Origin of the sequence: Aeromonas sp. 55A (genome assembly GCF_051919665.1) — a bacterium.
Taxonomy (GTDB): domain Bacteria; phylum Pseudomonadota; class Gammaproteobacteria; order Enterobacterales; family Aeromonadaceae; genus Aeromonas; species Aeromonas veronii.
Genome location: NZ_JBQBEH010000008.1, coordinates 2,489,986 through 2,515,949 on the forward strand (window position 1 = coordinate 2,489,986; position 25,964 = coordinate 2,515,949).

Sequence of the window (25,964 nt, forward strand, 5' to 3'; positions counted from 1 at the left end):
GAGCAGCAACTCATTAGGTATATTTGTGATGTCACTTATTGCCTGCCACTGATAACCGATTATACTGCCCACCAAAATTAACAATAACGAAACAATCATCTGGCGATGTCGATTGAATCGATATGCGCCGCTGTATCTTATTGTTTTAATGGAAGGTTTACCTGTGGAAATATTTATGCGCAGATTTCTGCTTTAAGGGGTTGTTTGTGCATTTTTTTAGAGTATTCTTGCGCCCGTTTTGCCGGTTAATGCATGAATACGCAGGTTGGCCGGGCTAGGGAAAAGTAACATTAGGGCAGTCATATCATGTTGGAAAAGAGTCTCGAAGCACCTGCGGTCAATACTCGCCGTAACTTGTTGATGTTTCTGGTTCCGTCACTTATCGGGATCCTGCTGTTCATGACGCCGGTCGTCTATGACGGTAACGTCACCATCCCGGTGGCCGTGCTGGCCAAGCTGGTACAGCGCGTTTTTGCCGATTATCTGGTCGCCATGGTCAGTGCGGTGATCACCACCACCATGCTGATGACGCTGATTGCCTGGTTGTTCAAGCCAGCGATTCTGGTGCGTCGTCCTTTCCTCAACAGCTTGTTCAATGTCTCCCCTTTCTGGGCCTGCGTGCGGGTATTGGGCGGTATCTTCGTGCTGCTGACCTTCTTCCAGGTGGGGCCTGAGGTGCTTTACTCCGGCGCAACCGGTGGACTGGTGCTCAACGATCTGCTGCCGGTGCTGTTTTCGGTCTTCATTTTTGCCGGCCTGCTGCTGCCGTTGTTGCTCGATTTCGGGCTGCTGGAATTTGTCGGCACCATGATGACCCGCATCATGCGTCCGGTGTTCCGGTTGCCGGGTCGTTCGGCTGTGGACTGCTTTGCCTCCTGGCTTGGCGATGGCAGCGTTGGCATCCTGCTGACCAGCAAGCAGTACGAAGGGAAGTTCTATACCCAGCGTGAAGCCGCGGTGATTGGCACCACCTTCTCTGCCGTCTCCATCACCTTCTGTCTGGTGGTGATCTCCCAGGTGAAGCTGGAGCACATGTTTGTCCCCTTCTACCTGACCGTCTGTCTGGCGGGGGTGGTTGCCGCTATCGTGGTGCCGCGTCTGCCACCGCTCTGCTGGAAGAAGGACATCTATGCCGATGGCACCCCCCTGTGCCGCAAGCAGGAAGCAGTGCCGCACCAGCACAGCGTAATGAGCTATGGTTTCGAGCGTGCCCTGACCAAGGCTGACAGCATGACTGATCTCGGCGCTGTCGCGCGGGAAGGGGTGAAGAATGCACTGGATATGGTATTTGGTGTGCTGCCGGTGGTGATGGCGATAGGTACCTGTGCCCTGATGCTGGCCGAACATACCCCTATCTTCAACTGGCTTGGCGCCCCGTTTGTCCCCTTGCTGGAGCTGCTGCAACTGCCGGAGGCGGAAGCGGCTTCCAAGACCATCATGGTCGGTTTTGCCGACATGTTCATTCCGGCGGTGCTGGCCTCGACCATCGAGAGTGACATGACCCGCTTCGTGATTGCCGCCATGTCGGTAACCCAGCTGATCTATATGTCGGAAGTGGGCGCCCTGCTGCTGGGCAGCAAGATCCCGGTCAAGTTGTGGGAGCTGTTTGTTATCTTCCTGCTGCGCACTCTGGTCACCTTGCCGGTTATCGCCGGGGTGGCACATCTGCTGTTCTAAGGACGCAACGTAGTGAAAAACGGTCAACCTCGGTTGACCGTTTTCTTTTTCGCAGTAACGGGAGAGAGTACCCCTTCGGTTGGTTTAGCCTCTAGTGACAGGACACTGGATGGTTAACGAGTGGACCGTGTTGGCGATGCTATAGGGCTTGGCAGCTTGGTAGATTTTCTTCTCCTTGTCATAGCTTCCCCCCAGATACTGGGTGCTGTAGAGCGTCTGCTGGCGGCGGTCGGTCTCCTTGTAACCTTGCGGGCAGGTCTGGTTGGCCTGCTGGAAGCAGGCTTTCATGCTGCTGCATTCGATGTAGAAGCCGCGCTGGCTGGGATCGGCAAGGTGCACCGGGGTGACGGTGGGGGCGGGGGGGGACAACAGGGCGCAGCCGGACAGCGTCAGCGCGCCCAGCAGAACGAGATGTTTTGACATAGATAACCTGAACAGTGTGGTGTGACAAAGAGTGAGGGGGAGTCTGTTGCTCCCCCTTCGCTATAGGGGCACCGTTATAACCAGCCCGGGGCGCTCAGGCCAGCCCGCAAATGTAAGAAAATATGATCCACCCCCGGGCTTGTGCGGCCAGCAGGATGAGCGTTCAAACAATACTTGCCTGAGATTTGTTCCGTTCGATTGCTGCCGCTTGGCAGGCAGAGTGTGGCAGGAGGTAGTGATTCATTCAGGTATCCCGTGCTACATTGCCCCACTTGTTACTAGCCTGTAAATCAATGGAGTGAACCATGTCTGCCATCCCCTATTCCGTGCTCGATCTGGTGCCTGTTGCCGAGGGTTCCGTGCCTGCCGAGTCGTTTCGCCGTTCACGGGATCTTGCCTGCCATGCCGAGGGTTGGGGTTACCAGCGCTACTGGCTGGCCGAACATCACAACATGCCGGGCATTGCCAGTGCCGCCACCTCGGTGCTGATCGGTCATCTGGCCGAGGCCACCACCACTTTGCAGATCGGGGCGGGTGGCATCATGCTGCCGAACCACTCGCCACTGGTGATTGCCGAGCAATTTGGCACTTTGGCTTCGCTCTATCCCGACCGCATCGATCTCGGTCTTGGTCGCGCCCCCGGGACCGATCAGCGCACCATGCGGGCGCTGCGGCGTATGCGCAGCGGTGAGGTGGATGATTTCCCCGCCGATGTGCGTGAGCTGATGAGCTACTTTGGCGACGAGATTGGCGCGGTGCAGGCGGTACCCGGCCAGGGGCTGCATCTACCCATCTGGCTGCTTGGCTCCAGCCTCTACAGCGCGCAACTGGCGGCGGCGATGGGTTTGCCGTTCGGTTTTGCCTCCCATTTTGCTCCCGCCATGTTGCTGCAGGCGCTGGAGATCTATCGTAGCCAGTATCGCCCCTCTGCTCGCTGGCCCAAGCCCCATGCGGTGGTCTGTATCAATATGATCGCCGCCGACAGCGAGCGCGAAGCCCGCTTTCAGTTCACTACCGTGCAGCAGCAGTTTTTGCGCCTCCATCGCGGTGATGCGGGCAAGCTGCCCGCGCCGGTCGTCCAGCTTGGCGACGAGTGGGCGCCCCGTGAGCTGATGGCGGTGGAGCAGACCCTGGCCCGCTCTCTGGTGGGGGACCCGGAGCAGGTTCGTCACGGCCTCAAGGCGCTGCTGGCGGAAACCCGTGCCGATGAACTGATGTTCAACGGTCCTATCGTCGATCATCAGGCCCGACTGCGTTCTTTCGAGATTGCCGCCGAGCTGATGCAGAGCCTGTGATTACACATCCTGGCACATCTGCCTGTGTGCCAGAGCTTGACCTTATATCTCTTTATGTTTATTCAACTAATTGATTTTAAAGAGTTGTCAGGTTGATGTCGTCCATCTGTCGTGTCACCTTTCGCGGCGCAAGCCCTATGCTGGCCCTGTCAATTACCACAAGGAGTTCGAGATGATCGTCAGGAAGTTGAGATTGCAACGGGGTTGGTCTCAGGATCAGTTGGCAACGTTGACTGGTTTGAGTGTCCGCACTATCCAGCGGATCGAGCAGGGGCAGCAACCCGGACTGGAATCTCTCAAGGCCCTGGCCGCCGTCTTTGAACTCGATGTGGCTCAACTGGATGGATCAGAGCAACAGGAGCGCGAGATGAGAGGAAGTGACACTATGGGTCAGGATGCGGTGCAGGTATCGGCAGAGGAGCGGGCGGCAATGCGCTATGTGGAGGAGCTCAAGGGCTTCTATCACCATGCCGCCAGCTACGTGGTGGTGATCTGCGGGCTGTTTGTCATCAACTACCTGAGCAATCCGGAGTACATCTGGGCCTGGTGGCCAACCCTGGGTTGGGGGCTGGGACTTGCCTCCCATGCTGTTCGGGTGTTTCAGCCCTTCAAGCTGTTTGGCCCCGAGTGGGAGCGGCGCCAGATCGAGAAGCGGCTGGGGCGCAAGTTGTAACATCATTCGCCGGAAAACAGGGAACCTAAACAGCAAGCCCGGCAACCAGCCGGGCTTTGTTATTGGAACGGGTTGTAGCCATCCGTGCGGCAGCGACCGCCCGATTGCAGCGCACTCCCTAGCTGGCGTGAACCGGGCAGGGGGTGGCGATCAGGGCATCATCCTCGTAGCGCCACAGGGTCAAGTTGTTGCCCCAGACACAGCCGGTATCGAGTGCCTTGATGTCGCTCTTGCCGGTGTTGCCCATCAGGGCTGCCCAGTGGCCGAACACCAGAATGGGATCGTCCACATGGTGTTCACGCTGTTCGAACCAGGGACGCAGCCCCGGGGTCGACTCCTTGGGCCCCTTCTTGCATTTGAAGTCGAGACGACCGTCGAAATAGCAGAAGCGCATCCGGGTGAAGGTGTTGATGATGTAGCGGTAGCGGTCGATCCCGACCAGATCATCTTTCCAGCCATCGGGCTGGTCGCCGTACATGTTGTGCAGCAGCCAGCTGTACTGGTCACCGCGCAGCAGGCTCTCTACCTCGCGGGCGCAGTTGCGGGCGGTGCGGACATCCCATGCGGGGGAGATCCCGGCATGCACCATCATGATGGGCAGATCCGGATGTTCGGCCAGCAGCGGGCGGTGGCGCAGCCACTCCAGCAGCTCATCCCGATCCGGGGCATCCATCAGGCTTTGCAGCTTGTCTTTCTTCTTGAGCGGTGCAACGCCATCGGCGACAGCCAGCAGGTGCAGGTCGTGGTTGCCGAGCACGGTGACGGCACGGTTGCCCAGCCCTTTGATAAAACGCAGGGTATTGAGGGAGTCCGGGCCGCGGGCGACCAGATCGCCGCAGAGCCAGAGCACGTCTTGGTCGGGATCGAACGCGGCAAGATCCAGCAGACGGCGCAAGTCGTCGTAACAGCCCTGGATGTCACCGACAAAACAGTTCGCCATGAAACCTCAGTTGATAATATTGGGGATGGCCAGCGTGAAGGGGGCGATGTGCGCCTCGAACTGCTGACCAGAGCCATCTTGCAGGGTATAGCTCCCTTCCATCACCCCAAGCGGGGTCGCCAGCGGCACGCCGCTCTGGTAGCGGTAGGTCTCACCTTTGGCAATGACGGGTTGTTCCCCGACCACGCCCGGGCCTGCCACTTCCAGCATCTTGCCATTGGCATCGGTGATGAGCCAGCGCCGATGCAGCAGTTGCACCGGGCCGGGCCCCAGATTCTCAATCTCGATCAGATAGTGAAACTGGTAAGGGTCTTTGGAGCCCGCCACATACACGGGGTATGGGCGGATCTCGATGTGCGGGAGTGCCACAGGGTCAGGCCTGTTGCTGATCCGCCAGCCAGTTGGCGATCATGACAAACTGCTCGAGGGAGAGGTTCTCCGGGCGCAGGTTGCCATCGATACCAAGCTCGGTCAGCTGGGCGTCGGTGATGAAGTTGGAGAAGCTGTTGCGGATGGTCTTGCGACGCTGGCCAAAGCCCTCGGTACAGACGCGATTCAGACAACGAATGTCTTTTGCGACTATGGTCGGATTCTTGTGCGGGATCAGGCGAACCACGGCAGAGTCCACTTTCGGGGCCGGTTTGAAGGCGCCCGGGCCCACTTCCAGCACAGGCACGACCTGGCAGTAGTACTGGGTCATCACGCTCAGACGGCCATAGGCTTTGCTGCCGGGGCCGGCGGCCAGACGCAGGACCACTTCCTTTTGCAGCATGAAGTGCATGTCTTCGACCCGATCTGCGAACTCGCACAGGTGGAAGATGAGCGGGGTGGAGATGTTGTAGGGCAGGTTGCCGAAGATGCGCAGCGGCCCCTTGCCTTCACCCATCAGGGTGCCGAAGTCGAAACGCATGGCATCCGCTTCGATGACGGTCAACTTGTCTTTGAGGGTCGGGTGCTCGCGCAGGCGCGCAGCCAGATCCCGGTCAAGCTCGACCACGGTCATTTTGTCCATCTGGGCGGCGACCGGCTCGGTCAGCGCGGCCAGACCCGGACCGATCTCCACCAGATTCTGACCCGGCTGTGGGTTGATGGCGGCGACGATCTGATCGATCACATACCGGTCGTGCAAGAAGTTCTGACCGAAACGCTTACGGGCCGTGTGGCCCATGTGCACCTTACTGCTCATATCTTTTTTTCTCTACCATCTTGATGGCGTGGTTAATCGCGGTGACAAGGCTGCCCGGATCAGCCAGGCCCTTGCCTGCCAGATCCAGCGCGGTGCCGTGATCCACCGAAGTGCGGATGAAGGGAAGCCCCAGGGTGATATTGACCGAACTGCCGAAGCCCTTGTATTTGAGCACAGGCAGCCCCTGGTCGTGGTACATGGCGAGTACCGCATCCGCATCCTTGAGGTATTTCTCCTGGAACAGGGTGTCGGCCGGCAATGGGCCGACCAGATCGATCCCTTCCTGGCGCAGCGTGGCCAGGGCAGGTTCGATCACGTCAATCTCTTCACGTCCGAGATGGCCACCTTCCCCCGCATGGGGGTTGAGGCCGCAGACGTAAATACGGGGTTTGGCGATGCCAAACTTGGTGGCGAGATCCTCGTTGAGGATCCGGATCACCTTGCCGAGGCGATCCTCGGTGATGGCCATCGCTACATAGGCCAGCGGAATATGGGTAGTCGCCAGTGCGACCCGCAGCCCCTCGGTTGCCAGCATCATTACCACATCGGCGGTGTTGGATTGCTGTGCAAAGAACTCGGTGTGGCCGCTGAACGAGACCCCGGCCTGGTTGATGATCCCCTTGTGCACCGGCCCGGTCACCACGGCGGCAAATTCGCCGCTCATGTTGCCATCACAGGCGCGCTGCAGGGTTGCCAGCACATAGGCGCCATTGCTTTCGTTCAGCTCGCCCGGCACCACGGGGGCGCCGAGGGTGACCGGACAGACGGTCAGGGTGCCCGCCCGCTGCGGATGAGCAGGGGCGGTTGCGTCATAGGGCTCAAGCTCGATGGGCAGCCCCAGCAGGGCTGCCCGCTCGCACAGCAGCGCCGGATCGGCGATCACCACCAACTGGTGGGGCCAATCCTGCTGGGCAATCTGCAGCACCAGATCCGGGCCGATCCCGGCCGGTTCGCCCGGGGTAACGGCAAGGCGACGGCAGCTCATCAGCTACCGGCTCCTTCGATCTGGATGTAGGCCTCGTCACGCAGCTCATCCAGCCACGCCTGGGACTCTTCCACGAAGCGGCGATTGTAGATCAGCTGGTAGGCGCGCTGCTCCTGAGCCTTGTCGGTCGCATCCTGGCTGCGGCGATCTTCCACCTGCACTATGTGCCAGCCGTGGCTGGTACGGAACGGGGCACTGATCTGGCCCGGTTGCAGACGGTTGACCATGTCGCGGAACTCGGGGACATAGACGTTGGGATCAGACCAGCCCAGTTCGCCACCCTGCACCGCAGAGCCCGGATCTTCGGAGTACTTCTCCGCCATGCTGGCGAAGCTGGCCTTGCCGCTCTTGATGTCGTGCAGAATGCCATCCAGCATCCCCTTGGCTTTCTCTTCGCTCAGGATAATGGACGGCTTGATCAGGATGTGGCGGGCTTTCACCTCGGTCTGCATCACTTGCTGCTGACCCTTGGTGTCGAACACCTTGACGATGTGCAGGCCGGCGCCGGAGCGCAGCGGGCCGACGATGTCGCCCTTCTTGGCACCCTGTACCGCTTCCGCCATCAGGGTCGGCATCTCTTGCGGGCTCATCCAGCCCCAGTCGCCCCCTTCCAGCGCCTTGGGACCGTTACTCTCGGCAATGGCCAGTTTGCGGAAGTCGGCACCTTGCTTGAGGGCGGTCAGAATACGTTCGATCTTGCTCTTGGCGGCATCCAGCTGGGCGGCAGTGGGGTTGTCCGGCAGGGCAATCTGGATATGGCCGACGTGGTATTCGTTCTGCTGTTGACCCTGTTTCTTCAGGATCTCCACCACCTGCTTCACCTCCTGCTCGGAGATGTTGATACGGCGGCGCACCTGGTTGCGGCGCACCTCGTTCATCAGGATCTCGCGGCGAACCTCTTCCCGATACTGGGCATAGGTCATCCCTTCACGGGCGAGCTGGGCCCGCAGCTGATCCAGGGTCATCTTGTTGTCGGCAGCGATCCCCTGAATAGCTTGTTCCAGCTGGGTGTCGCTGATCTTCAGCCCCTGGCGCTCCGCCAGTTGCAGCTGCAGGCTCTCCTGGATCAGGCGATCCAGCGCCTGTTTGCGCAGGGTGGCATCGTCAGGCAGGGACTGGCCGCTCTCCTGGGCGGAGAGTTTTACCTTGTTGACCAGTGCGTCCTGTTGGCTGGACAGCACCACGTCCTTGTTGACCACGGCCAGCACCTTGTCCATCAGCTCGGGCGCAGCCAGTGCGGCCTGGCTCATGGCACCGAACATTCCCGCGGTCAGCAGGGCAATCAGGGTCTTTTTCATATCCATCTCTCAAGGCTGGGCCAGCATCATTGCTGGCCTTTCAGATTAAACGGGCGAACATAGGGCAACAGCTCGGTATCCAGGGTGACGCTGCGGCCACCGGTACCCACGCTGCCAAGTCCCTTCATTTCAAACTGCAGACCAATGACTTTTTCCGAAGTGGGCTTCAGGGTGACGTTGTCCGGCTGATTGTGCCACTCCAGGCTCATGTTGATGCTCCAGCAGCAGGAGTCGTATTTGACACCGATCTTGCGGTCAATGTTCACATCCTGCTTGATGTCACGGTAGTAACCGCCATACATCTGCCACTGATCGGCGATCGGCGCCATCATCACCAGACCCGCCTGGCTCAGATCTTCTGCCAGCGCCGTGTTGGTCGGATAGCGATAGTCCAGGTTGCCATCCTTGATGTAGCGGTAGTTGACCTGAGTGGTCAGCTTGCCGGTCCGGTACTCGACTGCACCGTTGCCAGCCGTAAATTCACCCTCGGAGGTATCGTACTGGGTCCCCGCATGGGCAAACCACTCATCGGTGATCCGGGCATCCCCCTCAAACGAGAGCAGGGAGCGTGCGTTGGTACTTTCCGGATTTGAAGGGTAGAGGCGCACCTTGGGTGGTGTCATTTCGAAGGCCTGGGCCACCGCCAGACGCAACCGTTCATCACCCACATTGTCATAGACCCGGCTGGTCAGGCCAACGGTGACCCGATTGGCATCGCTGATGCGGTCTAGACCGGCAAAGCGGCGGTCACTGAACAGGCTGTAGTAATCCTGACGGGTGGTGGTGGTGTCATAGATCCCGATCTCGTCCTGATTTTTGTAAGGGATATAGAGGTACTGGAACTCGGGCTCCAGGGTCTGGGTGCCCTTGCCATCATACCAGTCGAGCGGCCTATCGAAGTTGACGCCCCCCTTGAGACGGAAGGAGGGCAGAGTACGGGTAATGGTGCCCTCTTTCAGGGTCAGCTGTTTGCTGTCTGCATCAGTGAAGCGGCTGCGGTCCTGGCTAACCAGATTATCGGGTACCTCCTGGTTGTAGGAGGTAAACATCAGCTTGTACTGACTGGTCAGGTAGTAACCCGGTGCATCCACCAGGGGCACGGTCAGGGTTGGCGCCAGATGCAGGCGGGTGGCGGTATAGCGCTCACCTGCTTGCAGAGTGGCGGCACTGCCACTGTCATAGCCAAACTTGGTCAGTTCACTGTTCCAGGCCAGATCGAACCACTTGCCTTGCTGATAGTAGTTGTAGTCGATACGCGGCAGCATCTCGTGGGGCAGCAGCGCATATGGGCTCAGGATCTGGTAGCGGCGCACTTCAGAGGTGAGGTTCCAGTTGGGCTGGTAGTAGCCGGCGGTAAAGGATTGCTGCAACTGGCTGTCGACCTGAGTGCCCACTTGCGGGCTGAAGTCGTTGAAGTAGTTGTAATCCTTGTCGCGCACCTGGGTGTAGTCGATGCCAAAACGCAGGCTGCCATCCATCAGGGCGGAACCGTGGCGGACGTTCATCAGGTAGCGATGTCCATCGGACAGGCCAGCCAGACTCGGATTGCTCGGGCTGTACTGCTTGTCATCCGCCAGATTTTCAAAATAGAGGGTGCCGGTGTGGGCAGGGTCCGGCATGTAGCGGAACTCTACCTGCTCCATCAGGCCGCGTTTGTCCATAAAACGGGAGGTGATGGTGGCATCATAGTTGGGGGCAATGTTCCAGTAGAAGGGCTGGGTGATATCCATGCCGTTGCTGGAGCTTTGCTTGTAACCCGGGTAGAGCAGACCGGTCTTCCGTTCATCCTTGATGGGGAAGTTGATATAAGGGAAGTAGAACACCGGGTAGTCATAGAGCCAGAGGCTGGCGTTCCAGGCTTCGCCGAACACCTCTTTCTGGTCGATGTCGATGCTGCCCGCTTTGAGGGTCCACACTTCCTGACCGGGGGGGCAGGTGGTGTACTGGGCCCCCTCCATGGTGATGTTCTGGTTGTTGTTGGTCATCACCACGCGCTTGGCAAAGCCGCGCACCGGTGAGCCATGCACCTGATACTTGCCCTCTTCCAGCTCGGAGTTCTTGGTATCCAGATTGGATTTGAGGGTCTTGTCGCTGGTGACGGTCACCTGACCGTCGTTGTAATAGATGTTGCCGATGGCGATGACATCCCGGCTCTTCTGGTCGAGCTGGGCATAGTCGGAGTCAAACTTGCGAACACCCTGACGAACCTTGACGTCACCTTCATAGACGGCGGTGCCGCCCTGTTTGGCCTCGAGACGGTCAGCATCAACCTCGACCGGCTGTGCGTTGGCATCCTGATCCGATGCAGGCTTCTCTATCTTGGGAACATAGTCATAGCAGAGACTATCGAGAATGCCGGTGGCTGGCGGCGCTTCGAACGGGGCTGCCTGCACCATCATAGGGGTGAGTGCGGGGGCCAGGCTGATAGTCAGGGCGATGGGATAGCGGTACCCCAGTGTCCATTTGGTCATGTGAAAGACTCGTGCAATCCGTGATAGATACGGTTGATCCAAGGCATGCATTTTACGACAGGTTTCATCGAGTTGACATTGCATGTCATTGCTTTATGTTAGCCGGCAATGATAAAGCATTATTGCGGCCAGGGCTAACAGCCAAGTGCTGCTTTCCACCTTGGTCCTCTACTTATGCACGATCGCGATTCCCTGCTATTGCAGTGGGCACGCCGTATTTCCGGTGATGCCACTCTCACGCTTACCCTCATTTCCGGTGATGCCAGCTTCCGCCGCTACTCTCGTGGTGGTGGTCTGGTGTGGGTGGATGCCAATCCGAAAACCGAAAAAAATCATGAGTTTGTTCGTAACGCGGCGGCCTTGCTGGCGCGTCAGCTGTTGGCGCCAGAGGTGAAGGCGGTGGACTACGAGCAGGGTCTGCTGGCGGTCAGCGACCTGGGCGATACCCAGCTGATCAGCTGCTTGAACGAACACAATGTGCTGGCCTGGTATGGCAAGGCGATTGATTTGCTGCCCCGCCTGGGGGCGGTTGAACTGGCGCTTGAACCCTTCGATGCCGCTTTTATGGCGCGGGAGAACAGCATTTTCCCCGAGTGGCTGCTAGGTCATCATCTGAAACTGACCCTGAGCCATGAAGAGCAGCAACTGCTGGACGAGACCTTTGCCTGCCTCACCGCCTGCAATCTGGCCCAGCCGCAGGGGGTGATGCATAGAGATTTCCACAGTCGCAACCTGATGGTGTGTGGCGGAGACACTCCTGATAGCAGCGAACTCGCCATCATCGATTTTCAGGATATGGTCATCGGGCCGCTTACCTATGACTTGGTTTCCCTGCTGAAAGATTGCTACGTGCGCTGGCCGGACGAGGTGATCGATGAAGGGATGCGTCACGGCTTTGCCACCCTGCAACAGGCGGGTCTGCTTGGCGAGCTAGATTATGCCAGTTTCCGTCGTGATGCCGACCTGACCGGCATGCAGCGACACCTCAAAGCGGCCGGAATCTTCACCCGGCTCTATCATCGCGACGGCAAGTCCGGCTATCTCAAGGATATTCCCCGTACCCTTGGCTACGTGGTGGATGTCTGTCGCACTCACGGTAGCGCCTATCCGGTATTGGCCCGTTTTGGTCAGTGGCTGGAGCAGGTGGTGTTGCCGGGGATCGCCAATGCTGGAGTTAAATCATGAAGGCGATGATCCTGGCCGCTGGCCGTGGCGAGCGGATGCGCCCGCTGACCGACTTGCTGCCCAAGCCGCTGCTGGCGGTGGGGGGCAAGCCGCTCATCGTTCATCACATCGAAAAACTCAAAGCCGCTGGCGTGACCGAGTTGGTCATCAACCACGCCTGGCTTGGCCACAAGCTGGTTGAGAGCCTGGGTGATGGCCGTGCCCTTGGCGTGACCATCCACTGGTCAGCCGAGGAGAGCGCACTGGAGACCGCAGGCGGCATCGTGCAGGCACTGCCGCTGCTGGGCGCAGAACCCTTTCTGGTGATCAACGGCGATACCTGGCTCGATCTCGATTATCACACTCTGGCCAGCCAGCCCCTTGGCGATGATCTGGCCCACCTCTGGCTGGTGCCCAATCCGCCCCAGCACCCGAGCGGGGACTTTGCCCTGCAAGAAGGGCGAGTCATGGATACGCCAGCGTTTACCTTCAGCGGGGTCGGACTATATGATCCGGCGGCCTTTGCCGGTCTCGCGGGCGGTGCCCGCAAGCTGGCGCCCCTGCTCCGTGACTGGATGGCGCAAGGGCGGGTGGGCGGCAGCCTGCTCGCTGGCGAGTGGCGTGATATCGGCACGGTCGATCGACTGCGCGAGCTGGATGACCAGCTCCAGGCCCGCACTCATTAACTTCAAGAGGTCTTGAACCATGCGTATTTGGGGTAAGGTGCTGGGCGCCTTCTTCGGTTTTCTGCTCGGCAATATCATCGGCGCCCTGATTGGCCTCTGGATCGGCCACCGTTTCGACCGTGGCATGGGGCTGCAGGGGGCGTTTCGTCGCGGTCCGAGTCAGGAGCAGCAAGCCGTCTTCTTCCATGCCACTTTCTCGGTGATGGGTCACATCGCCAAGTCCAGCGGCCAGGTGACCGAACAGGAGATCCGGGTTGCCTCCAACCTGATGGATCGGATGCGGCTGGCGGGCGAACAGCGTGCTCGGGCGCAGGAGTCGTTTCGTCTCGGTAAGGAGGCCGACTTCCCGCTGCGCGAGACCCTGGCCGAGTTCCGCCGTGCCAGTCTGGGGCAGCGCGATATCCTGCGCTTCTTCCTTGAAGTGCAGTTGCAGGCGGCCTTTGCCGACGGGCGGGTGGAGGAGGGCGAGCGCGCCATTCTTCATACCATTGCCGACGAGCTGGGCTTCAGCCGCATCGAGCTGGCCCGCATTCTGGCGATGGCCGAAGCGCAGATGAACTTCTTCAATCAGGCTCATGGCCAGTATCAGGGGGGCCATTCCGGTGGCCAGCAGTATCGGCAGGCGGCACCCTCGGCGGATCGCCTCAAGAATGCCTACCAGCTGCTGGGGGTGAGCGAGAGCGACAGCGATCAGGATATCAAGCGCGCCTACCGCAAGGAGATGAGCAAGCATCACCCGGACAAGCTGGCCGCCAAAGGGCTGCCGCCGGAGATGATGGAGATGGCCAAGGAGAAGACCCAGGAGATCCAGCAAGCCTGGGAGTGGATCCGCGAGGCCCGCGGCATCCGGTAAGTGCCAACGTCGGATTGGAACAGACAATAAAAAGCCCCGCAGCAGTGCGGGGCTTTGTTTTTCCGTTTGAGCCGGGTTGGCTTACTTGGCCGGAATCGCTTCCAGCACGTGCACCAGCAGTTGCCAGAAACGCTCGACCGCCGGGATATGTACCTTCTCGTCAGGGGAGTGGGCACCGCGGATGGTCGGGCCAAAGGAGACCATGTCCCAATCCGGATAGGCGCTCTTGAACAGACCGCACTCGAGACCGGCATGGATCACCATGACGTTGGGCATGGTGCCGAACAGGGTCTGGTAGCTGTTACGTACCAGCGCCATGACGGGGGAGTCCACGTTCGGCGCCCAACCCGGGTAGGCACCGGTGAATTCGCAGCTGGCGCCTGCCAGGGTGAACAGGGAGCGGGTCATCTGCTCAATGCTCTCGCGGCCGGAGTCAATCAGGGAGCGGATCAGGCACTGGACGTACACTTCGCCATCCTGAGTCTTGATGACCCCTAGGTTGGTCGAGGTTTCGGTCACGCCGGGCATGGCATCGCTCATGCGCATCACGCCGTTCGGGCAGGCCATCAGGGCATCCAGCAGGCGCTGCTGTAGGGAGACGCTCATCAGCTTGGCCGGTTTGGCGGCGCTGTTGACCAGCACGGTCAGGTTCGGCTCGGTAGCGGCCAATTCGGTCTGGTAGATCCCGGTGTAGCGGTCAACCAGCGCCTTGAACTCGTTTACGCTGGCTGCGGGCACTAGCAGGGTGGCACGGGCTTCGCGCGGGATGGCGTTGCGCAGGGTGCCGCCGTGGATCTCGGCCAGACGAACACCCAGCGGCTCGGCTGCTTTGAGCAGACGTACCAGCAGCTTGTTGGCGTTGCCACGGCCGCGATGGATATCGCAACCGGAGTGGCCGCCACGCAGCCCTTTCACGGCCAGTTCGAACGCTTCACCTTCAGCAGCATCAACCAGCTCGAGCGGGAAGCGGATATTGGCATCCACACCGCCAGCGCAGCCCATATAGACCTCGCCATCCTCTTCGGAGTCGGTGTTGAGCAGAATTTCGCCCTCCAGCCAGCCCGCTTCCAGACCGAAGGCGCCGGTCATGCCGGTCTCTTCGTCTGTGGTCAGCAGCACTTCCAGCGGGCCGTGCTTGATGGTCTTGTCAGCCAGCACAGCCAGGCAACCGGCCATACCTATGCCGTTGTCGGCACCCAGGGTGGTGCCGCGGGCCGTGACCCACTCGCCATCGACATAGGCATCGATGGGGTCGGTCGCGAAGTCGTGTTTGGTGTCGGCGTTGGCCTGCGGCACCATGTCGATGTGGGCCTGCAGTACCACGGCTTTGCGGTTTTCCATCCCCGGGGTGGCCGGTTTCTTGATGATGATGTTGCCGACCTTGTCCTGCTTGACCGCCAGACCTTCCCCTTGAGCCCATTGGATGATCCAGGCGCTCAGTTTGGCTTCATGTTTGGAAGGGTGGGGAATGGAGCAGATCTGTTCGAAGAAATGCCAAATCAGTTTGGGAGAGAGAGAGCTAAGCTGTGCCACGTCGGGACTCCTTACCAGCACGGAATTAACAGGGCCCCATCAGCGGGCCGGGGAAGAGGATAACGATAATACAGTCAATCACACAAAAATGTGAGCAATCAGCGCAAATCGCAGGCAGCTTGTGCTGGCTGATGGCAACCAGGCAGTACGATCGTCAGGTTCGGACGACGCTGACCGATAGAAAAGAAAATGTGTGACCGATCTCACAAAAATATTGAATTTAACGCACCGACTGGTAAATTAGCTCCCGTGGTTCGCCACCCGTCAGGATGACGATGAAAGCCTCCAGGGAACCGAAGCAAAGCAAGTGCGCCTCCATGGAACCGAGTGTTCGTTCAAGGATTTGAGCCCGCATTAAAGGTACGTAACTTGTTAAGCAATCAGGAGTTTCAATATGCCAGGCAGCAACTCAACCTATTGGTTTGCCCCCTCTTTGTATACCCAGGGTTTCAGCTACCCTAACCCCTTCGTCACTCGTCGCTAAGACGAGCTGCCCAACCAGGCAGAGGCGAGAAAGCAGCAGGTGCGTGAGGTAAATCCTCCCCCTGCTATTTTTTTATCTGCGATTTGCCGCACAGCTCATTAGGACTCGGCAGCAGGGACGGCAGGTTAGTCGTTTGGCGCTCGAGATGGGCCGAATGGAGAGGGGGATGCCGATTTTTCCTGTTTTTGGCATACGTTTGCCAGGCATTTTCTCTGCAAACGGTGCTATCATATCGGCCCAACAGCCTGTCCGCGGTTTGGACACATCATCTAACCGATCGCCGGATAAGCCCATCTTGCTTCCATTGTTATCAGATTTGCTGCCGAGGCTTAGCCCTGAGGCAGCCGAAGTGCAATCTGAATTCAGTCGGGCAAGGGCCGCCATTTACTGGCATCCGCAGGGATAATTGCGGATGTTGTTATTTTAAGTAATTGTTTTTAAATAACTATTCGAGATCGATAACATGCCGAAAAAGTTCTATGTGTCGTGGGACAACCTGCAACGTGAAGCTCGCCGTCTGGCCCGTCGTCAGCTGCCTGTCAGCCAGTGGAAAGGTATCATCGCGGTCAGCCGTGGTGGCCTGGTGCCCGCAGCCCTGATGGCCCGTGAACTTGGCATTCGTAATGTGGAAACCCTCTGCATCTCCAGCTATGACCATGACAGCCAGCGCGAGCTGGTGGTCGTGAAGGCTGCCACCACCGCCGGTGACGGCGAAGGCTGGCTGGTGGTGGAAGATCTGGTGGACACCGGCACCACCGCCAAGGCGATCCGCGAACTCTATCCGAAAGCCAAGTTCATCGCGATCTTTGCCAAGCCGATGGGCGAAGCGCTGCTGGACGATTTCGAAGTGGCGATCCCGCAGGATACCTGGATTGAACAGCCGTGGGATATGGCACTGGAGTTCGCCACACCGATCTGCGACGAAAAGTAACAGGATCGGGATGTGACGCTCGCTGCGTCCATTGGTCGCAACCGGCAATAATGGTTTCACAGGGCTCCAATTTGGAGCCCTGTTTTTTTGTGTATCAATCTGTTGCAGGGTGGCTGATGGGCAGTAAAAGTGGTTAAGATGAGCTATTGCCTGATATGAATGGGACACTATCTTGGACTTGAACGAAGACCTAAACCTGACCGAACAGCTCTTTACCCGCGTCAAGAAGGTATTGGAAACATCCGAGATCTCCAACTCCAGTGCGGCTGATCTGGCGCAAGCCGAGTCAGACGAGATGTTTATCGACGGCTCCATGTCAAAGAGCTGGTATCGCCTGCTGCGCCGCCCCTCTTGGACTTGGCAGGGGGCAGACCCCATTGAAGTGGAGCAGACCCTGGCCCGCATCGCCATGGCGACCGGCGAGCGCACCCACGATTGCTATCTCGATACCATCAAGGGCTATGTGCCCGGCAACTGGATCTACGAGTGGAGTCAGGTGGCTGGCAACTATTTCAAGCAGGGCCGCGAATTGCGCGAGAAGGGGGATGCTTCTGGCGCCCTGAAGCAACTGCTCAAGGCGGTGCGCTACTACTCCATTGCCAGCTATCCCCATCTCAAGGATGACGAGCTGGCGGATCAGGCCCAGCTGCTTGGCAACATGGCCTATCGCGAGGCGGGTCGCCTGTTCAAGGTGCCGCTCAAAGAGATCCAGGTGCCTTTTCGCGGCAAGCATATTCAGGGTTATCTCCACCTGCCGACGACCGAAAAACCGGTGCCGCTGGTGATCATCAGCGGCGGGATCGACTCCCTGCAGCTCGATTTCCTCAACTTCTATCTCAAACGGCTCGAGCCCAACGGTATCGGCATGCTCTCCCTCGATATGCCCGGGGTTGGCTATGCCGAGCATTGGCCGCTGGTGCAGGATACCAGCCGCCTTCATCAGGCGGTGCTCCATTACCTTTCCGAAGTGGCCTGGGTCGATCATCAGCGTATCGCCATGGTGGGGATGCGTCTGGCGGGCAATATCGCAGCCAGACTGGCCTTTATCGAACCGTTCAAGCTGCGCACCGTGGTTTGTGTCGGCGCCGGTGTCAATCAGGTGTTTACCAATCAGGAGCTGTTTGCCAAGTGTCCGCGCATGATGCGGGACAGTCTGGCCAACCGGTTGGGGGCGGATGCGGCGCAGTGGGACGGCATGCGTACCAAGTGCCAGGTTTTTTCACTTAAAACACAAGGATTACTGGGGACTCGCACCTCTGTGCCGATATTGAGTATTGGACACAAGCGAGATTTTATTTGTCCCGAGCAGGATGTACGGGCATTGGCGGCGGCCAGTCGTAACGGCAAGGCCATCGTATTCGACAAGCAGCCTTTGCTGGAGGTGTATGACAAGGCGCTGGACGAAATCGTCGAGTGGCTGAAACAGCATTTGTGTACCTGACATTGCGCTAAAGAACTGACGCCATCCCTAGGTGGCGCGGCTTGTTTAACAGGGAGGTTAGCATGTCTGAAAGAGTGACCTACAAGCGACTGCTGAGGCAGTTTGCTGCCATTGGCCCCTATTTGCGTGAGGATCTCTGCGAAGAGGGGCGTTATCGTTTCGACTGCCTGTCGGTCTGCGTCAGCGCCAAGCCGGCGCCGGACAAGCGGGAGTTCTGGGGCTGGTGGCTGGTGCTGGAGCAGGACGATCACCATTTCCGTTACCACTATCAGCTCGGTTTCTACAATGCTGATGGTGAGTGGCTGGACAAGCCGATCCCCAAGAAGCACCAGGTAGAAGTGGAGCGGACCCTCAACCGTTTCTACAAGCTCATCAGCGACAAACTGACGGCACTGGAGTGCCAGTTAGCGCCAGCGGATCAGGTCACCAATGAGTTGACCGTGACCGCTGCTTGATCCCTGATGCCCGGCGAGCAGCATCCCGCTGTTTGCCGGGCCATCAGTCAGCCATCTCCCCTTCCGACCGCAATCATCCGGGCTTTGCCCCATCTCCTCACCCCAGCGTTAATTGCCTTGCAGGGCTCCATGGCCGTGGGTATAAAGATATTCCTTACTTTTTTAGCCTTTATGCTCCCATGGAAAACAGAACCATAGTCGTCAAGTTGGGTACCAGCGTGCTCACAGGGGGGTCTTCCCAGCTCAATCGTGCCCATATGGTCGAGCTGGTCAGACAGTGTGCGGCCTTGCACCGTCACGGCCATCGGGTCGTGGTGGTTACCTCGGGGGCTATCGCCGCCGGGCGTGAGCATCTGGGCCACCCGCCACTGGCGCCAACCTTGCCCAACAAGCAGATGCTGGCGGCAGTCGGTCAGACCCAGCTCATTCGGGTGTGGCAGGATCTGTTCAACCTCTATGGCTTGCATATCGGCCAGATGCTGCTGACTCGCGCCGATCTGGAAGATCGCGAACGCTATCTCAATGCCCGCGATACCATGCGCACCCTGCTCGATCACCGCATTATTCCGGTCATCAACGAAAACGACGCGGTGGCGACCGCCGAGATCAAGGTTGGCGACAACGACAACCTCTCTGCCCGCGCCGCCATCCTGGCCGATGCCGATCTGCTGATCCTGCTCACCGACCAGAAGGGGCTGTTTACCGCCGATCCGCGTACCAATCCCGATGCCCAGCTGATCGAAGAGGTGCAGACTATCGACGATACCCTGCGCTCGCTGGCAGGTGACAGTGTCAGCGGCCTCGGTACCGGCGGCATGGCCACCAAGCTGCAGGCGGCCGATGTGGCACGTCGCGCCGGCGTCAACGTGGTGATTGCGACCGGCCAGATGCCGGAGGTGATCGGCCGTCTCGCCAAGGGCGAGCGTATCGGTACCCTGTTTCCGGCGCAGGCCTCCCCGCTGGAAGGGCGCAAGAGCTGGATCCTGGCAGGCCCGCCCCCTCACGGCGAAGTCCATGTGGATCAGGGGGCTGTCGCCGCCATGAAGGAGAAAGGCTCCAGCCTGCTGCCCAAGGGGATCGTCGCGGTCAAGGGCGACTTTATTCGGGGCGATGTGGTGCGCATTCTTGATCCTAAGGGCGCCGAGCTGGCCCGCGGCATCTGCCGTTACGACCATCTGGAGCTGGATAAGCTGCGCGGCGTCCACTCGGATCAGATTGAGCAGGTATTGGGCTATGGATATGGTTCAGTAGCCATCCATCGAGACGATATGGTGCTGCTCTAATCAGGGCGGCACGGCATGAACAAAGGGAAATGAGATGAGTCTGGAGAAAATGGGGCAGGCGGCCCGTGAAGCTGCCTATCAGCTGGCTACCATCAGCACGGCGCAGAAGAATCGGGCGCTGGCCGCCATTGCCGATGAGCTGGAGGCGCGCAGTGAACAGATCCTCGCTGCCAACGCGAAAGATATCGCCGCCGGCCGTGAGGCTGGCTTGTCAGAAGCCATGCTGGATCGCCTGCTGCTCAATCCGGCCCGGCTGGCCGGTATCGTGGCAGATGTGCGCAAGGTGATCACGCTGGACGATCCGGTCGGCGCCGAAATGGATAGCCGGGTGCTGGAGAATGGCCTGCGCCTCTCCCGTCGTCGGGTGCCCATCGGGGTTATCGGCGTCATCTACGAGGCGCGCCCCAACGTCACCATCGATATCGCCAGCCTCTGTCTCAAGACTGGCAACGCCAGCATATTGCGTGGCGGGCGCGAGACCTTCCACTCCAATCTGGAGCTGGTGCGGGTGATCCAGCATGCCTTGGCGGCCTCCGGTCTGCCCGAGGCGGCGGTGCAGTACATCGACAACCCGGATCGGGCGCTGGTGGCCGAGTTGCTGCGTCTCGACCGCTATGTGGACATGATCATCCCCCGTGGCGGTGCCGGCCTGCACAAGATGTGCAAGGAGAACAGCTCCATCCCGGTCATCATCGGCGGGTTCGGTATCAGCCATATTTTCGTCGACGAGAGTGCCGATCTGGTGCGCTCTCTGGCGGTCATCGACAACGCCAAGGTGCAACGCCCCTCCGCCTGCAATGCCCTCGATACTCTGCTGGTACACGAGAAAGTCGCTTCGGCTTTCCTGCCGCAGCTGGTGACGCTGATGAACGAGCGCAAGGTGACGCTGGTGGCCGCGCCCAACGCCATGACGCAGTTGGCGGGTGCCGATAACCTGTGCGAGGCGGGGCCGGAGGATTTCGATACCGAGTGGCTCGGGCTGACCCTGGGGGTCAAGTTGGTGGCGGATGTAAACGAAGCGCTGGCCCATATGCGCGAACATAACGCCGGCCACTCCGATGCGATCCTGACCAACGATCTGGGCAATGCCGAGCGTTTCGTCAACGGAGCCGGTTCGGCGGCTGTCTATGTCAACGCCTCCACCCGTTTCACCGATGGTGGCCAGTTTGGGCTGGGGGCCGAGGTGGCGGTCTCGACCCAGATGCTGCACGCTCGCGGCCCCATGGGGCTGACCGAGCTCACCAGCTACAAGTGGGTGGGGCAGGCTGATTACCTTAGTCGCGCCTGATAACAGGCTGTTTCACATACAAAAATGCCGACCACTTGGGTCGGCATTTTATTTGGCGGATATCGGGAAGATATCAGGCGTTCGGGTTACTCCCCTGATAGAGCACCTTGTCACCGGATTTGAGCACATAGCCCTTCCAGGGGAAGAGGGTGTAACCGCTGCCCTGCCACGACCAGTTGCCCTCCGCACCTTGACGGGTCAGCGCAAGCAGCTCGCCACTTGGTAGATGCAGTTCGGCCTGCGTCTGATCGGCGTTGAACAGCACGAAGGCGCTGCTGGTCTGGCTGGCATCGGTTGGATTGAGCCGGATACCCTCTTCAAACAGGCGCACACATTTGCCAGTCAGTGTTGACCACTGATAGCCCGCACTACCGATACAGCCGTGGCTGTCGCGATCGCTGCTAACCAGATGTTGTTCCGGTGTACTGCATGCCGCCAGCAGCAGAGAGGCGGCCATCAGGGTCAAGGTGCGCATGGTTACTCCTGCAGATCCCGTTCGATGACGATGTTGGAGAATCCCAGCTCTTTGAAGTAGTTCTCCTGGTAATCCTTCACGCTTTTCTTGTCGCGGCGACAAACCTGAGCCAGCTGGGCCTCCATGGCGTGAAAACTGGTGAGATCCAGCCCTTCGGCAGCAGCGATGGCGTCGTAGATGCTGCGGAACTTGTCGTTCGCGTAGCCGATCTCTTTGGCCTGCTTTTTGTAGGTATACGTAATCTTAAAGGCCATCTTGCCCTTCCTTCTTCGATTTGGCTTGCTTGCGCTGGACGTAGAGGTAGAGGCTTTCGACCTTCTCCCGAGCCCAGGGGGTCTTGCGCAAGAACTTCAGGCTGGACTTGATGCTGGGATTATCGGTGAAGCAGCGGATATTGATCTGCTGCCCCAGCTCTTCCCAGCCGTAGTATTCGACCAGCGCGGTGAGGATGGCTTCCAGCGTCAGCCCGTGCAGCGGGTTGTTCTTCTGCGAGGCGTTCGGTTGCTCGCTCATGCCTGCTCCGCCAGCTTGGCAAAGGGCTGACCCATGCGGGTGGTGACCCCGTTGGCCAAGTGAGGTTCAAAACCGGCCAGCATGCCCGGGCCAAACAGGCAGACCACGGTGCTGCCCAGCTTGAACAGGCCCATTTCGGCGCCTTTCTGCAGGGTAATGGCCTCGTCGCCGCTGTAGTCCCAGCGCACCACCTTCTTCTCTTTGGTCGGCGCAATGTTGCCGGCCCAGATGGTCTCGATGCTGGCCACGATAGTGGCACCGACCAGCACCAGCGCCATGGGGCCGTGCGGGGTGCGGAAGGTGGCCACCACCCGCTCGTTGCGGGCAAACAGGTTCGGCACGTTCTCGGCGGTGAGCGGGTTGACGGAGAAGAGATCCCCCGGCACGAACACCATGCTCTCCAGCACGCCGTCCAGCGGCATGTGGATGCGGTGGTAATCCTTGGGCGCCAGATAGATGGTGGCGAAGTCGCCATCCTTGAACGGCGCAACCAGATCCTCATAGCCGCCCAGCAGCTCGCGAGCGCTGTAGTCGTGGCCCTTGGCCTGGATGATGCGACCCTGCTGGATCGGGCCGAGCTGGCTGACGGTGCCATCGACCGGCAGCGCCAGAGTCATGGCATCTTCTACCACGGGGCGGATACCGGGCTTGAGCTCGCGGGTGAAGAACTCGTTGAAGCTCTTGTAGTGGGCCGGGCTCTCGTGCAGCGCCTCGCTCATGTCGACCTTGTACTGCTTGATAAAAGCCTCGATCACCTTGGTGGTGATGTTGCCCGCTTCGGCGGCGGCAAACTTGCCGATCAGACGGGAGAGGGCGTGCTTGGGCAGACAGTATTGACCGGCAATTTTCAGGTTGTCAGTAATGCTCATGTTCATCATCAACGTAGGTTTATTAGGGTCACAGGCGCGCTTGCTGGCGACCGTGACGGGCTTCCTGCATGGTTTCCAGGATGCGGTGATAGTTGTGGAAGCGATCGGCGCTGATAGCGCCCGCGTCGACCGCGGCGCGCAGGGCACAGCCGGGATCGTCCTTGTGGGTACAGTCGCGGAACTTGCAGCCACCCAGATAGTCGCGAAACTCGACGAAGCACCAGGTGATGCGGTCGGCTTCCAGATGCCAGAGGGCGAACTCGCGGATCCCGGGGGAGTCGATGAGATCGCCGCCGCTCGGGAAGTGGTAGAGCCGCGCCGTAGTTGTGGTGTGCTGGCCGAGCCCCGAGTTTTCGGAGATTTCGCCGGTCAATACATCCAGCCCCGGCATCAGGGCGTTGGTGAGGGACGACTTGCCCACCCCGGACTGGCCAACGAAGATGCTGATCTTGTCGGTCAGGGCTGCCTTGAGTTCATCCAGCCCTTCGCCGCTCTCGCAGCTCACCAGCAGCACCTCGTAATTGAGTTTGCGGTAGGTTTCGAGCTGGCTTTCGATGCGCATGCGGGCGGAATCATCAAGCATATCGACCTTGTTCAGCACGATGAGGGGGCTGATCTCCACATCCTCGGCGGCCACCAGATAGCGGTCGACGATGTTGGTGGAGAACTCGGGCATCACCGCCGAGACGATGATGATCTGGTCGATGTTGGCTGCGATGGGTTTGACACCGTCGTAGAAGTCCGGCCGGGTCAGTACCGAGTGGCGTGGATGCACCGCCTCAATGACGCCCGCTGTCGCGGCATTGAGGCCGGGACGCCACACTACCTTGTCGCCGCACACCAGACTGCTGATGCTGCTGCGCCGCAGGTTGCTGCGGTGGATGGTGCCATCGACCGCTTCCACGTCCGCGTGCTGACCAAAACGGCTGATCACCACCCCTTCGATGGCGGGGCCAAACAGGGTGTCATCCACCACAGTGGTGTGATCTTTTTGCAGCCGCCGTTCGCGGTTGGCCTGGACGCGTCTTTGTTGACCCAGATTGAGTTTTGCTTTCTTTGCCACTCGATTCGCCAGTTTATGAACAGATCCAAAGCCAGTATGATACATGCAAATTGGCAAAATTCCGCCATTCCTCCCAATAGAGAGAGCAATCATGACAGTCAGCGCGCAGAACCTGGTATGGATCGACATGGAGATGACGGGTCTCGACCCCGAAGAGAACGTGGTACTGGAGATCGCCACCATAGTCACCGACAAGGATCTGAACGTACTGGCCGAAGGGCCGGTCATCGCCATTCATCAGAGTGATGAAGAGCTGGCCAAGATGGACGACTGGAACGTCAACACCCATACCAAGAGCGGTCTGGTGGCTCGGGTCAAGGCGAGCCAGCATGACGAGGCGAAAGCCGTTGCCGAGACCCTCGACTTCATTCGCCAGTGGGTGCCGGAGCGCACCAGCCCGCTGTGCGGCAACAGCATCGGTCAGGATCGCCGCTTCATGGTCAAGCACATGGCCGAGCTGGAAGCCTTCTTCCACTACCGCAACGTCGACGTCAGCACCATCAAGGAGCTGGTACGCCGCTGGCAGCCGGAGTTGCTGGATCAGTTCAAGAAGAGCGGTACCCATCAGGCGCTGGACGACATCCGCGAATCCATCGCCGAGCTGCAGTTCTATCGCAGCCACGTCTTCAAGATCTGATTTCCCGGCAAGGGTTTGTCATACTCTGGCTGCTAAAATCGACAGTTCGGCCAGCTTTTGAGCGAACGCGCGCAACAAGACAAAAAAGCCCTTGCAATTGGAATGACTGCTCTTATAATTCGGCTCCCGTACAGTAGCGCAAGCAACCAAATGCTGTACGGCCTGTTTTAAGGTAGTTGCGGGAATAGCTCAGTTGGTAGAGCACGACCTTGCCAAGGTCGGGGTCGCGAGTTCGAGTCTCGTTTCCCGCTCCAAAAATCTGATGATGACACTGGTGCAAACCAGCCCGATGCGGGAATAGCTCAGTTGGTAGAGCACGACCTTGCCAAGGTCGGGGTCGCGAGTTCGAGTCTCGTTTCCCGCTCCAATCATCAGCCAGCCTCAAGACAACCAAATTGTTGCGGGAATAGCTCAGTTGGTAGAGCACGACCTTGCCAAGGTCGGGGTCGCGAGTTCGAGTCTCGTTTCCCGCTCCAAAAAATTTGTAAGTGATATTCCGATGCGGGAATAGCTCAGTTGGTAGAGCACGACCTTGCCAAGGTCGGGGTCGCGAGTTCGAGTCTCGTTTCCCGCTCCAATCACTTGCAGATGACATTCTGTTGCGGGAATAGCTCAGTTGGTAGAGCACGACCTTGCCAAGGTCGGGGTCGCGAGTTCGAGTCTCGTTTCCCGCTCCAAACATTTGTAAGTGACATTCCGTTGCGGGAATAGCTCAGTTGGTAGAGCACGACCTTGCCAAGGTCGGGGTCGCGAGTTCGAGTCTCGTTTCCCGCTCCAATCACTTGTAAATGACATTCTGTTGCGGGAATAGCTCAGTTGGTAGAGCACGACCTTGCCAAGGTCGGGGTCGCGAGTTCGAGTCTCGTTTCCCGCTCCAATCTCTCTCCGAATTACACCAATTCATCTTAGAAATTGCCCATTATATCGCGCTGCGATGCTTTGTCGTATCTGGCGTTTACTCAGCGTGTCTCTGCCGCCTTCTGCAAACAGGGGGGGGGGGGCTTACTCCGTGGGCTGATCGAGGCAAGCGGCTGTGACAGGTGGTGGGAGGCGAGAATTGCGGGCAAAAAAGAGGAGGGGCCTTGGCTCCTCCTGCATGATTCACTGGCGCGGGCTTAGACCAGAGTAACGTTCTCAGCCTGAGGGCCTTTTTTGCCCTGGGTCACAGTGAACTGGACTTTTTGACCTTCAGCCAGGGTTTTGAAACCGGTGCTCTGGATGGAGGAGAAGTGAACGAATACGTCCGGACCCTGGGATTGTTCAATAAAGCCAAAACCCTTGGTTTCGTTGAACCATTTTACCTGGCCGGTGCGAATGTCAGACATGTGCTAAATCCTATCA

At 59.1% G+C, this 25,964-nt stretch carries 26 protein-coding genes and 7 tRNA genes; 19 read left to right on the plus strand and 14 right to left on the minus strand.

Annotated features, from left to right (window positions below; translation table 11 throughout):
* Window positions 1–306 precede the first annotated feature (306 nt).
* Window positions 307–1,677: a YjiH family protein gene (locus ACTG2G_RS15640; RefSeq protein WP_064338715.1), complete on the plus strand. Its 1,371-nt coding sequence runs from the start codon at window positions 307–309 to the stop codon at window positions 1,675–1,677.
* An 84-nt stretch (window positions 1,678–1,761) separates the two neighbouring features.
* On the opposite strand, the gene ACTG2G_RS15645 is transcribed toward ACTG2G_RS15640, so the two are convergent.
* Entirely contained in the window at window positions 1,762–2,100 is a 339-nt protein-coding gene (locus tag ACTG2G_RS15645; RefSeq protein WP_439985602.1) for a hypothetical protein, read from the minus strand.
* A 305-nt stretch (window positions 2,101–2,405) separates the two neighbouring features.
* Between ACTG2G_RS15645 and ACTG2G_RS15650 the strand changes: the two genes are divergently transcribed.
* Together ACTG2G_RS15650 and ACTG2G_RS15655 are read left to right on the plus strand one after the other, a co-directional pair.
* Window positions 2,406–3,395 (plus strand): luciferase-like monooxygenase, encoded by a 990-nt coding sequence (locus tag ACTG2G_RS15650; protein ID WP_439985603.1) that lies wholly within the window; start codon window positions 2,406–2,408, stop codon window positions 3,393–3,395.
* A 172-nt stretch (window positions 3,396–3,567) separates the two neighbouring features.
* Window positions 3,568–4,068 (plus strand): 2TM domain-containing protein, encoded by a 501-nt coding sequence (locus ACTG2G_RS15655; protein WP_047436128.1) that lies wholly within the window; start codon window positions 3,568–3,570, stop codon window positions 4,066–4,068.
* 118 nt (window positions 4,069–4,186) lie between these two features.
* On the opposite strand, the gene ACTG2G_RS15660 is transcribed toward ACTG2G_RS15655, so the two are convergent.
* The 6 genes from ACTG2G_RS15660 to lptD are packed head-to-tail and all read right to left on the minus strand — an operon-like array spanning window position 4,187 to window position 10,948.
* Complete coding sequence (locus ACTG2G_RS15660) at window positions 4,187–5,008, minus strand: symmetrical bis(5'-nucleosyl)-tetraphosphatase (protein ID WP_439985604.1); 822 nt, start codon at window positions 5,006–5,008, stop codon at window positions 4,187–4,189.
* 6 nt (window positions 5,009–5,014) lie between these two features.
* Window positions 5,015–5,377, minus strand: coding sequence for a Co2+/Mg2+ efflux protein ApaG (gene apaG, locus ACTG2G_RS15665; RefSeq protein WP_439985605.1), 363 nt, complete (start codon window positions 5,375–5,377; stop codon window positions 5,015–5,017).
* A gap of 4 nt (window positions 5,378–5,381) precedes the next feature.
* A complete protein-coding gene (gene rsmA / locus ACTG2G_RS15670) occupies window positions 5,382–6,194 on the minus strand; it encodes a 16S rRNA (adenine(1518)-N(6)/adenine(1519)-N(6))-dimethyltransferase RsmA (RefSeq protein ID WP_005339016.1) in 813 nt (270 codons plus the stop codon).
* Window positions 6,184–7,179: a 4-hydroxythreonine-4-phosphate dehydrogenase PdxA gene (gene pdxA / locus ACTG2G_RS15675; protein WP_304520187.1), complete on the minus strand. Its 996-nt coding sequence runs from the start codon at window positions 7,177–7,179 to the stop codon at window positions 6,184–6,186. The genes rsmA and pdxA overlap by 11 nt, the downstream gene beginning before the upstream one ends.
* The gene (gene surA / locus ACTG2G_RS15680; protein ID WP_069526625.1) at window positions 7,179–8,477 is read right to left on the minus strand and encodes a peptidylprolyl isomerase SurA; all 1,299 of its coding nucleotides are present in this window, start codon (window positions 8,475–8,477) and stop codon (window positions 7,179–7,181) included. The genes pdxA and surA overlap by 1 nt, the downstream gene beginning before the upstream one ends.
* Window positions 8,478–8,503: 26 nt before the next feature.
* A complete protein-coding gene (lptD, locus tag ACTG2G_RS15685) occupies window positions 8,504–10,948 on the minus strand; it encodes an LPS assembly protein LptD (RefSeq protein WP_279486055.1) in 2,445 nt (814 codons plus the stop codon).
* Window positions 10,949–11,122: 174 nt separating this feature from the next.
* Here lptD and ACTG2G_RS15690 point away from each other — a divergent pair, with 174 nt between their 5' ends.
* The 3 genes from ACTG2G_RS15690 to djlA are packed head-to-tail and all read left to right on the plus strand — an operon-like array spanning window position 11,123 to window position 13,651.
* Window positions 11,123–12,133, plus strand: a complete 1,011-nt coding sequence (locus ACTG2G_RS15690; protein WP_421266624.1) for an aminoglycoside phosphotransferase family protein — start codon at window positions 11,123–11,125, stop codon at window positions 12,131–12,133.
* Window positions 12,130–12,798, plus strand: coding sequence for an N-acetylmuramate alpha-1-phosphate uridylyltransferase MurU (gene murU, locus ACTG2G_RS15695; protein WP_439985606.1), 669 nt, complete (start codon window positions 12,130–12,132; stop codon window positions 12,796–12,798). The genes ACTG2G_RS15690 and murU overlap by 4 nt, the downstream gene beginning before the upstream one ends.
* A gap of 19 nt (window positions 12,799–12,817) precedes the next feature.
* Window positions 12,818–13,651: a co-chaperone DjlA gene (gene djlA / locus ACTG2G_RS15700; protein WP_005358354.1), complete on the plus strand. Its 834-nt coding sequence runs from the start codon at window positions 12,818–12,820 to the stop codon at window positions 13,649–13,651.
* 81 nt (window positions 13,652–13,732) lie between these two features.
* Here djlA and ACTG2G_RS15705 read toward each other — a convergent pair whose 3' ends face one another.
* Entirely contained in the window at window positions 13,733–15,184 is a 1,452-nt protein-coding gene (locus tag ACTG2G_RS15705) for an aminoacyl-histidine dipeptidase (RefSeq protein WP_439985607.1), read from the minus strand.
* Window positions 15,185–16,131: 947 nt separating this feature from the next.
* Here ACTG2G_RS15705 and gpt point away from each other — a divergent pair.
* The 5 genes from gpt (at window position 16,132) to ACTG2G_RS15730 (ending at window position 21,066) form a co-directional block, all read left to right on the plus strand.
* Window positions 16,132–16,599, plus strand: a complete 468-nt coding sequence (gene gpt / locus ACTG2G_RS15710; RefSeq protein ID WP_005339007.1) for a xanthine phosphoribosyltransferase — start codon at window positions 16,132–16,134, stop codon at window positions 16,597–16,599.
* Window positions 16,600–16,771: 172 nt separating this feature from the next.
* A complete protein-coding gene (gene frsA / locus ACTG2G_RS15715; RefSeq protein WP_005358363.1) occupies window positions 16,772–18,040 on the plus strand; it encodes an esterase FrsA in 1,269 nt (422 codons plus the stop codon).
* Between the two features lie 62 nt (window positions 18,041–18,102).
* Window positions 18,103–18,495, plus strand: a complete 393-nt coding sequence (crl, locus tag ACTG2G_RS15720) for a sigma factor-binding protein Crl (RefSeq protein WP_005339003.1) — start codon at window positions 18,103–18,105, stop codon at window positions 18,493–18,495.
* Window positions 18,496–18,674: 179 nt separating this feature from the next.
* Window positions 18,675–19,778, plus strand: coding sequence for a glutamate 5-kinase (gene proB / locus ACTG2G_RS15725; RefSeq protein WP_439985608.1), 1,104 nt, complete (start codon window positions 18,675–18,677; stop codon window positions 19,776–19,778).
* 34 nt (window positions 19,779–19,812) lie between these two features.
* Window positions 19,813–21,066: a glutamate-5-semialdehyde dehydrogenase gene (locus tag ACTG2G_RS15730; protein WP_421387283.1), complete on the plus strand. Its 1,254-nt coding sequence runs from the start codon at window positions 19,813–19,815 to the stop codon at window positions 21,064–21,066.
* Window positions 21,067–21,139: 73 nt separating this feature from the next.
* Here ACTG2G_RS15730 and ACTG2G_RS15735 read toward each other — a convergent pair whose 3' ends face one another.
* Genes ACTG2G_RS15735 through rsgA form a run of 5 tightly spaced genes read right to left on the minus strand, consistent with a single transcriptional unit; the run spans window position 21,140 to window position 23,986 of the window.
* Complete coding sequence (locus ACTG2G_RS15735; RefSeq protein WP_421387281.1) at window positions 21,140–21,541, minus strand: hypothetical protein; 402 nt, start codon at window positions 21,539–21,541, stop codon at window positions 21,140–21,142.
* Between the two features lie 2 nt (window positions 21,542–21,543).
* Window positions 21,544–21,795 (minus strand): DUF2960 domain-containing protein, encoded by a 252-nt coding sequence (locus ACTG2G_RS15740; RefSeq protein WP_005338984.1) that lies wholly within the window; start codon window positions 21,793–21,795, stop codon window positions 21,544–21,546.
* Window positions 21,785–22,054 (minus strand): VF530 family DNA-binding protein, encoded by a 270-nt coding sequence (locus tag ACTG2G_RS15745; RefSeq protein ID WP_421387279.1) that lies wholly within the window; start codon window positions 22,052–22,054, stop codon window positions 21,785–21,787. The genes ACTG2G_RS15740 and ACTG2G_RS15745 overlap by 11 nt, the downstream gene beginning before the upstream one ends.
* Complete coding sequence (gene asd / locus ACTG2G_RS15750; protein WP_021231920.1) at window positions 22,051–22,923, minus strand: archaetidylserine decarboxylase; 873 nt, start codon at window positions 22,921–22,923, stop codon at window positions 22,051–22,053. Before asd ends, ACTG2G_RS15745 begins: the two co-directional genes overlap by 4 nt.
* Window positions 22,924–22,951: 28 nt before the next feature.
* Window positions 22,952–23,986, minus strand: coding sequence for a small ribosomal subunit biogenesis GTPase RsgA (gene rsgA / locus ACTG2G_RS15755; protein ID WP_421387275.1), 1,035 nt, complete (start codon window positions 23,984–23,986; stop codon window positions 22,952–22,954).
* A 91-nt stretch (window positions 23,987–24,077) separates the two neighbouring features.
* Between rsgA and orn the strand changes: the two genes are divergently transcribed.
* The 8 genes from orn to ACTG2G_RS15795 all read left to right on the plus strand — a co-directional run bounded on the left by orn (window position 24,078) and on the right by ACTG2G_RS15795 (window position 25,500).
* Window positions 24,078–24,623 (plus strand): oligoribonuclease, encoded by a 546-nt coding sequence (gene orn / locus ACTG2G_RS15760; RefSeq protein WP_201994615.1) that lies wholly within the window; start codon window positions 24,078–24,080, stop codon window positions 24,621–24,623.
* A 178-nt stretch (window positions 24,624–24,801) separates the two neighbouring features.
* Window positions 24,802–24,877 (plus strand) — tRNA-Gly (locus tag ACTG2G_RS15765).
* Between the two features lie 37 nt (window positions 24,878–24,914).
* Window positions 24,915–24,990, plus strand: a tRNA-Gly gene (locus ACTG2G_RS15770).
* A gap of 33 nt (window positions 24,991–25,023) precedes the next feature.
* Window positions 25,024–25,099, plus strand: a tRNA-Gly gene (locus ACTG2G_RS15775).
* Between the two features lie 25 nt (window positions 25,100–25,124).
* Window positions 25,125–25,200, plus strand: a tRNA-Gly gene (locus ACTG2G_RS15780).
* A gap of 24 nt (window positions 25,201–25,224) precedes the next feature.
* Window positions 25,225–25,300 (plus strand) — tRNA-Gly (locus ACTG2G_RS15785).
* Window positions 25,301–25,324: 24 nt separating this feature from the next.
* Window positions 25,325–25,400 (plus strand) — tRNA-Gly (locus ACTG2G_RS15790).
* A gap of 24 nt (window positions 25,401–25,424) precedes the next feature.
* Window positions 25,425–25,500 (plus strand) — tRNA-Gly (locus ACTG2G_RS15795).
* A 238-nt stretch (window positions 25,501–25,738) separates the two neighbouring features.
* Here the strand turns inward: ACTG2G_RS15795 and ACTG2G_RS15800 are convergent.
* Window positions 25,739–25,948, minus strand: a complete 210-nt coding sequence (locus ACTG2G_RS15800) for a cold-shock protein (RefSeq protein WP_005338972.1) — start codon at window positions 25,946–25,948, stop codon at window positions 25,739–25,741.
* Window positions 25,949–25,964: the final 16 nt, after the last annotated feature.